Annotated in this window: 4 protein-coding genes; 2 read left to right on the forward strand and 2 right to left on the reverse strand. The window is 59.8% G+C overall.

All coding sequences use genetic code 11. The features are described from left to right. Nucleotides 1-331: 331 nt before the first annotated feature. Both H0274_RS15510 and H0274_RS15515 read right to left on the reverse strand, forming a co-directional pair. Nucleotides 332-2,797 carry a TonB-dependent receptor gene (locus H0274_RS15510; RefSeq protein ID WP_226796530.1) on the reverse strand — a complete coding sequence of 822 codons (2,466 nt, stop codon included), beginning with the start codon at nt 2,795-2,797 and terminating at the stop codon, nt 332-334. Nucleotides 2,798-2,960: 163 nt separating this feature from the next. Beyond that, nucleotides 2,961-3,725, reverse strand: coding sequence for an IclR family transcriptional regulator (locus tag H0274_RS15515; protein ID WP_226796531.1), 765 nt, complete (start codon nt 3,723-3,725; stop codon nt 2,961-2,963). A 281-nt stretch (nt 3,726-4,006) separates the two neighbouring features. On the opposite strand from H0274_RS15515, the gene H0274_RS15520 reads away from it, so the two are divergent. Both H0274_RS15520 and H0274_RS15525 read left to right on the forward strand, forming a co-directional pair. Then, entirely contained in the window at nt 4,007-4,957 is a 951-nt protein-coding gene (locus H0274_RS15520) for a TauD/TfdA dioxygenase family protein (RefSeq protein WP_226796532.1), read from the forward strand. A 128-nt stretch (nt 4,958-5,085) separates the two neighbouring features. Beyond that, the gene (locus tag H0274_RS15525; protein ID WP_226796533.1) at nt 5,086-6,420 is read left to right on the forward strand and encodes a spinster family MFS transporter; all 1,335 of its coding nucleotides are present in this window, start codon (nt 5,086-5,088) and stop codon (nt 6,418-6,420) included. The last annotated feature ends 216 nt before the right edge of the window (nt 6,421-6,636 follow it).

Consider the following 6,636-nt stretch of genomic DNA (forward strand, 5'->3'; position numbering starts at 1 on the left):
CGAACCACGTTCCCGTCAGATCGAAGGGAGGGGCAGGCCGCTCCTTCTTCAGATTCTCCGGCGCCAAAGCACCCAGATAGCCCGGATGCTTCGGGATCATCTGCTGAAACCGCTCCTCCGATATCGGAGCGGAACGGTTTGTGGTCTGTGCAGGTTTGCTCTGCTGGCCCATGGCCGTGCTGCTGCACAGGCACAGGACGCAGGCAACCGAGGCGGTGAATTTTCCTAACTGCAACAATGCCTCCCGGCGTTATCGGTAAATCGCATATCTTCTTTCGGGACAGAGGCGGAAGCGAAGGGGCATGCCATCGTCTTCCGCCTCCTTCCCCGGTCAGAAGTCGTACTGCAGCGTCACGCCCACTTCGCGCGGCTTGCCGCGCACCAAGGACAGCGCCGAGCGCGGCGGCGCCGCCGCAGGCCCGAGGCCGGAACCGCTATCCCAATAACCGCCGCCGAAGCGGGTGCCGTAAGTGGCATAGGTGTTGTCGAACAGATTGTTCGCGAACACGCTGATCGAGACCGGCACATTCTCAGGCTTGAAGCCGATCCGGGCGTTGACCAGTTCGATGGCCGGCAGGAGGTAAGCGGAATCGCCCACCGCGCTGGGGTGTGTCGGCTGCGAGCTGGTATAGGCATAGTTCAGATTGAGGCTGAGCTCGCCCGGGCCGATGTCCTTGCGGTAATTGGCACCGATGTTGAAGTTGAACTCAGGCGGTCCGGGGAACAGGTTGGGGCCGCCATTCGCCGCCGGATCCTTCAGGTCGTAACCCGAATAGCCGAACGAACCGTCGATCGAGAAGCTGTCGGTAAGGAACAGATTTGCGTCGAGTTCCACACCGAAGATATCGACGTCACCGGTATTGGAAACCATGATGGTGAAGCCGAGCGGGCAGGTCTGCGGATTGACGGTGCAGGTGACCTGACGGGCGGCCTGGCGGTTGGTCCATTGCATGTAGAAGGCCGTGGGATTCAAGCGAAGGCGGCCATTGAAGGCCTCGATCCGCATGCCGGTTTCGTAATTGACGACCTTTTCGGGCGCCAGCACGGGAATGAAGTCCCCGCTCTGGTCCGGCCCCTTCACGTTGTCTCGGATGGTGTAGGAGAACTGGCCTGCCTTGTACGCCTTCGATGCGGTGGCATACCACATCCAGTCATCGGTCAGCTTGTAATCCAGCGTGGCGCGCCAATCGACCTGGTTCCAGTCATGATCGCTGGTAACCGTGGTGGCAGTGGTGCCCGCCGCCGGGGTGAAATTGTCCGAGGCATGCTCGGTCTGCTCGTAATCCTTCTTGTCATAGGCATAGCGCAGGCCGCCGGTGAAATTCAGGCGATCCGTGATGTGCCAGGTGGCGCTGCCGAACAGGCCGAAGGAATTCGACTTCTGCGTTGTCTCGACATCGTCGCGATGACGCAGGCCGCCATCTCCGTTCCCGACGTAAGGCGTCGAGGGAAACACGGCGGAACCGATGCGTGTATTGACGTAGCTATCGCTGTAGGAATTCTCATGGAAATAGGTGGCACCGGTTACGAAATCGACCGCGCCGCCGAACAGTTCAGCATTCAGCTGGATTTCCTGGTAGAATGTGTCTGAGTGAATTTCGCTGAAGCGATCTTCCGTACCGATCATCTGCCAGTCAGTGGTGCTATTATGGCGCAGCTGTGAATAGCCGGTGGTGCTCGAAAGGCTGACCGTATCGCTGAGGTCGTAATTCAGGCGCAGGTCGGCCTGCCAGTATTTATTGTGCTCATACTGTTCGCATGCCTTGTCCCAGTCGGGATCAAAATCGTCCAGCAGGCAGATATCCGGCGCCGTGAACGGATCAATCACCAGACGCGGATCGTTATAGGCTGCCAGCGGCGCCTGCCCATCGAGCTTGAAGGCATCGTTCAGCCAGCCGGCATAATTACCCTGGATGACGCCTTCGATACCCGGGCGCATGTCGAATTCCTCGAACACCTGGGGTGAACTGGTGCCGTCCGAATCCGAATAGAGGAAGCCAAGATTGATGCTGAAGTCATCGCTCGGCTCAACCCGCAGGTTGGCGCGGCCGATGTAATCTTCCGTTTCGCCCATCATTTGGGTCCCGCGCTGCACCCAGCCGCCCTGCTTCAGATAAGCGCCCTGCAGGCGGATCGCGGCATTGTCGCTGAGGGGAACATTGAGCGCGCCGACAATATCAGCACGATCCATATTGGCCGCGGTAACCCGCAGATAGCCCTCGGTCTTGTCGAATTCGGGCTGCTTGGTGAAAATGCGGATCGCCCCGCCGGTCGAGTTACGGCCGAACAGGGTGCCCTGCGGCCCGCGCAACACCTCGACACGGTCAATATCGAGCACCCGCAGAACGGTACCGTTGGTGCGCGGCACATAAACGCCGTCAATATACAGGCCGACGCCGCGTTCGCTCGTCGCCCCGCCACCGCCAGCTACGCCGCGGATCGAGAAAGACGGGTTGGAATTGCCGCTGCCGCGGCCGGGCGTGATGTTGAGGTTCGGCGTGAAGGTGGCAAGATCGGCCAGATCTTCGATACCCTTTGCCTCAATCGTCTCGTTGGTCACTGCCACGATTGACAGGGGCGTATCCTGAAGGTTGGTTTCGCGACGTTCCGCCGTAACGACAATGTCTGCCCCATAACGAGGACGGGCCTCTTCATTGGCGGCATTGCTGGATTCTTCGACAGTATTTTCTTCGGCGGCTGCCGGCGTTGCAAGAACGCAGGCTGCAATTCCCGCAAGCAAAGCTCCTCGCCAGGCGGCTTTTACATGGCCTGGACGCACCTCTCCCGTAATTTTCATGATTGTTTCCCTCTCCCATTTCTTTTTGTGGCGCCGATAGGCAGTCAGGAGAGGCGGAGTGTCAAGTTTGCTTCCGAATTGTAGAGGAAGAATTCCGTATATCGGAAAGTATTGAGTCGATCATGCTCGCTTTCCGGGCGCCGGATGCAGGAGAGGACTGCGGTCATCCGCTAATTTCCGCCTGCCTGCTCAATTCCTGGGCGGCATCGCGTACGGCATACGCTAGGTCGCCCCGCATATGCAGATTGTAGCGGGAGGAGGGCAGTATCATTCCTATGGAGCCCAGAACTTCATCGGGGCCCCTGAAGACCGGCGCGGCGATACCCGCGAGATCTATGTGTTCCTCGCAGTAGAGCGCATAGCCATTCTCGCGGATCTTGGCGAATTCGCTTTCCAAGGCCTGCCGGGTTGGGCGCGGCCTGCCCGTGAGCGGCCCGAAATTTTCGCTGCGCAGGATCAGTTCAATCTCCGATGGGGGCAAATAGGCCAGAATTGCGTGACCGAGCGATCCCCAGGGCAGGGAAACATTTGCCCCTTTTTCAATCGCGAAGCGCAGCGGATGTGGAGTGAGTACCACTTCGGCAATTACTCCGCGGTGCGTCGGGGGGCTGTAGACGCACAGGACTGCTGTCTCATGGAAATCGCGGACCAGCCCCTCCAGGAGATCGCGAGCGCATCGGCCGATATCGAAACGGGACACGATCAGGGATGCGATCCTGCGCAATTCGCGCCCCTGGCGATAGCTCTGGCCGGCCCCTCTCTCGACAAAGCCCGCTCCCTCCAGGGTCTTGAGCAGGCGATGGACTGAACTGAGCGGCAACTGGGCCCGCTCCGCGAATTCGCCCAAGGTGAAGCTGTCAGGGCCGGATGCGATCAGCCGGATCATATGCAGCAGCCGTTCTCCCGATCCGCTGGGTGATTGTGTCATAAGGCCTCCTCCCGACTTAGCGGATATTTCCGCTATGCGGAAAATACATTCCTGATAGCGAAAATCCAGTTGAAACTCCGCGCTGCTCCGATAGCTTCCCGGCACCACCTCCCCTGCCTCCTGGCCGCAAAGACGCGGGCGGGAGGCAGGTGGAACCTATGGTGGCGAATGGCCCGGTTCTTCCACGCATGTTTCTCATGCGCCGGCTATTCCCGCCCAAGAGCAGAAATTCAGCCAAGGCGTGCAGTTCAACGCATCCTGGCCCAGTGGAGAACGACCTGATGGCTACAAGCCCGATCCATGACCCGGATACTATTGCGGGAACGCCGATCGTGTCGGGGCTGCCCATGCCGGAATTCCGGCGCATCACGGTGGAGCCAATCAGCGGTGCCTGCGGCTGTGAAATCGGGGGCGTGGATCTAAGGCAGCCCCTTGATGAGGAAGTGCTGGCGGAAATCATGCTCGCCTTCGAGCAGTTCCTGGTGATCGTATTTCGCGATCAGGATCTCACGTCGGACCAGCACAAGGCCTTCTCCCGCCATTTCGGTGAGCTGACGGAACTGCCCCAAGCGCCGACCTATAAGGGCGATACCATGATGCAGGAAGTGCGCCGGGAAGCGCATGAACCCGAGAACGTGGTGCCATCCTTCGAGCATTTTCACACCGACAGCCCGTTCCTGCCCCGGCCGCCGAAGTGCATCGTGATGCGCGCGCTGGAGGTTCCTCAGTGGGGCGGAGATACGGCGTTCTCCAATGCCTATCTGGTGTACGAGCATCTTTCCGACGGGATGAAGAAACTGCTCGACGGACTTGAAGTGGTCTATTCGGGTAAGGAAATCTGGTCCCGCAACGAGAAGTTGCCGCCGGAGAAGCGCCTGCGCCTGCGCGAGACGCATGGCTTCAGCGAGGATCAACTGGAAAGCATCCATCCTGCTGTGCGCGTCCATCCCCGCACTGGGCGCAAGGCACTGTTTGCTACCTCCGCCTATTTCCAGCACTTCGTCGGCTGGAGCGAGGAGGAAAGCCGGGCGTTGCTGGGTTATCTGCAGAGCCTTGCGCAGCACCTCCACTACCATTGCCGGGTGAAATGGAAGAGGAACACCTTGCTTGTATGGGATAATCGCTTCACCCTCCATCGCGGTGTCCATGATTTCAAATATGAAAGGCGTCACCTCATCCGGACGACCGTGATCGGGGAACGGCCGGTTTCCCAATGGGAATTCGGTAAGTGAAATTCTGAGGGCAGCCCGCCTGACAGGGGACGGAAGATCACCTGCGGCCGGGTGCTGCTGATCCAGGCGGAACGCCTGAACAGGACTGGAGTGAAGCGCTCACTCTGGCCGGAAAATGGGAGAGAGGAATGGGGCGGACGTCGGTAGAGGTACGTGCTGCGGCTGTAAAAGGGGGAGGAGAGCAGGGCGGAGACTGGTCTTTCCCTGCTTCTTACAGCCTGGGCTTCCTGACGCTGATTTCTGCGTTCAATTATCTGGACCGCTCTTTGCTTGGCCTTGCCCTTCCGGCAATCAAGGCGGAAATGCACGTTTCCGATACGGCGCTGGGCCTCGTCTCGGGCTTTGCCTTCCTGCTGTTCTATTCGCTGATGGGCGTGCCGATCGCCTGGCTCGCAGACCACCGGAACCGGCGTAACATCATCGCGATCGGCTTCGCCTTCTGGAGCCTGATGACCTTCGTGACCGGATGGGTCGGCAATATCGTGCAACTCGGTATCGCGCGCTTCCTGATGGGCGCTGGCGAGGCGTGCGGGCTGGCGCCTTCCAATTCGATGATTTCCGATCTGTTTCGCAAGGAACGCCGGGCGCTGGCATTTTCGATCTTCGGCACCGCATCGTCCCTGGCCTTCATCGTATTCTTCCCGCTGCTGGGCCAGATCGGAGAGCATTATGGCTGGCGGCAGATGTTCATGGCCGCCGGGGTGCCGGGTATCGTCCTTGCGCTGGTCTTCTATTTTACGGTGCGCGAACCCGCGCGCGGCAGCCGGGACAATGAGCCGAAGCGAGGGGGTGACGGGCGGAGCATCCTTGCCACGATGCGTTATCTGTTCGGCACGCCAGCCTATGTCTACCTGCTGATTGCCTCGACCCTCATGGGGTTGAACGTTTTCGCGGCAAGTGTGTGGACCCCCACCTTGCTGGAGCGGGTTCATGGGCTGTCGATGGGGTCTATCGCATCCATCGTGGGGCCGCTGAAAGGGATCTTCGGTTTTGTAGGAGTGCTGGCAGGCGGCTTTTTCATCGATAGGTTGCTGCCGCGCTCTCCGCGCTGGCGCGTCAATCTTCCGGCGCTGGCCTGTATGGTTCTGGCTCCGGTGGAAGTAATCTTCCTGCTTTCCGATACGTCATGGATTTGGATGACGGCCTTCGCCCTCTCCTCGTTCCTCACACTGGTACATCAGGGGCCCCTGTTCGCCCTGGTGACGGAAGTGGCGTCGAGCCGCATGCGGGCAGTGGCCATTGCCGCCATCGTGCTGTTTTCCGGGTTGCTCGGCCAGGCGATGGGCCCGCTGGTTGTGGGAATGCTCAACGATCATTTCGCGGCCAGCATTGGCGAGACTGCCATACGATATTCGATGCTGATCATAGCGGTCACCGCGGGGTTCGCCGGGCTGGCGATCTTTCTGGCCGGTCGGCATCTCGACCATGAGGTCGAAACGGAACGGCTGGGTGCTGGCATTTAGACGGCTGGCGGTTAGAACCAAGCAAACGCCCCGCATGAAGGTTGGGCGGCGAGAGATCGCTGCCATCGATATGGAGGTTGAGAGGACACGATGAAGTTCGAACGTTTGAACCCGATGACGGGAGAGGTTGCCTCCAGCGCGGAGGCGATGAAGGCATCGGATATTCCGGCGATTGCGGCGAAGGCGCAGGAGGGTTTTGCGGCCTGGTCGCAGATG

It is taken from the genome of Fulverythrobacter ferritrahens, from assembly GCF_020539485.1.
Lineage (GTDB): Bacteria > Pseudomonadota > Alphaproteobacteria > Sphingomonadales > Sphingomonadaceae > Andeanibacterium > Andeanibacterium ferritrahens.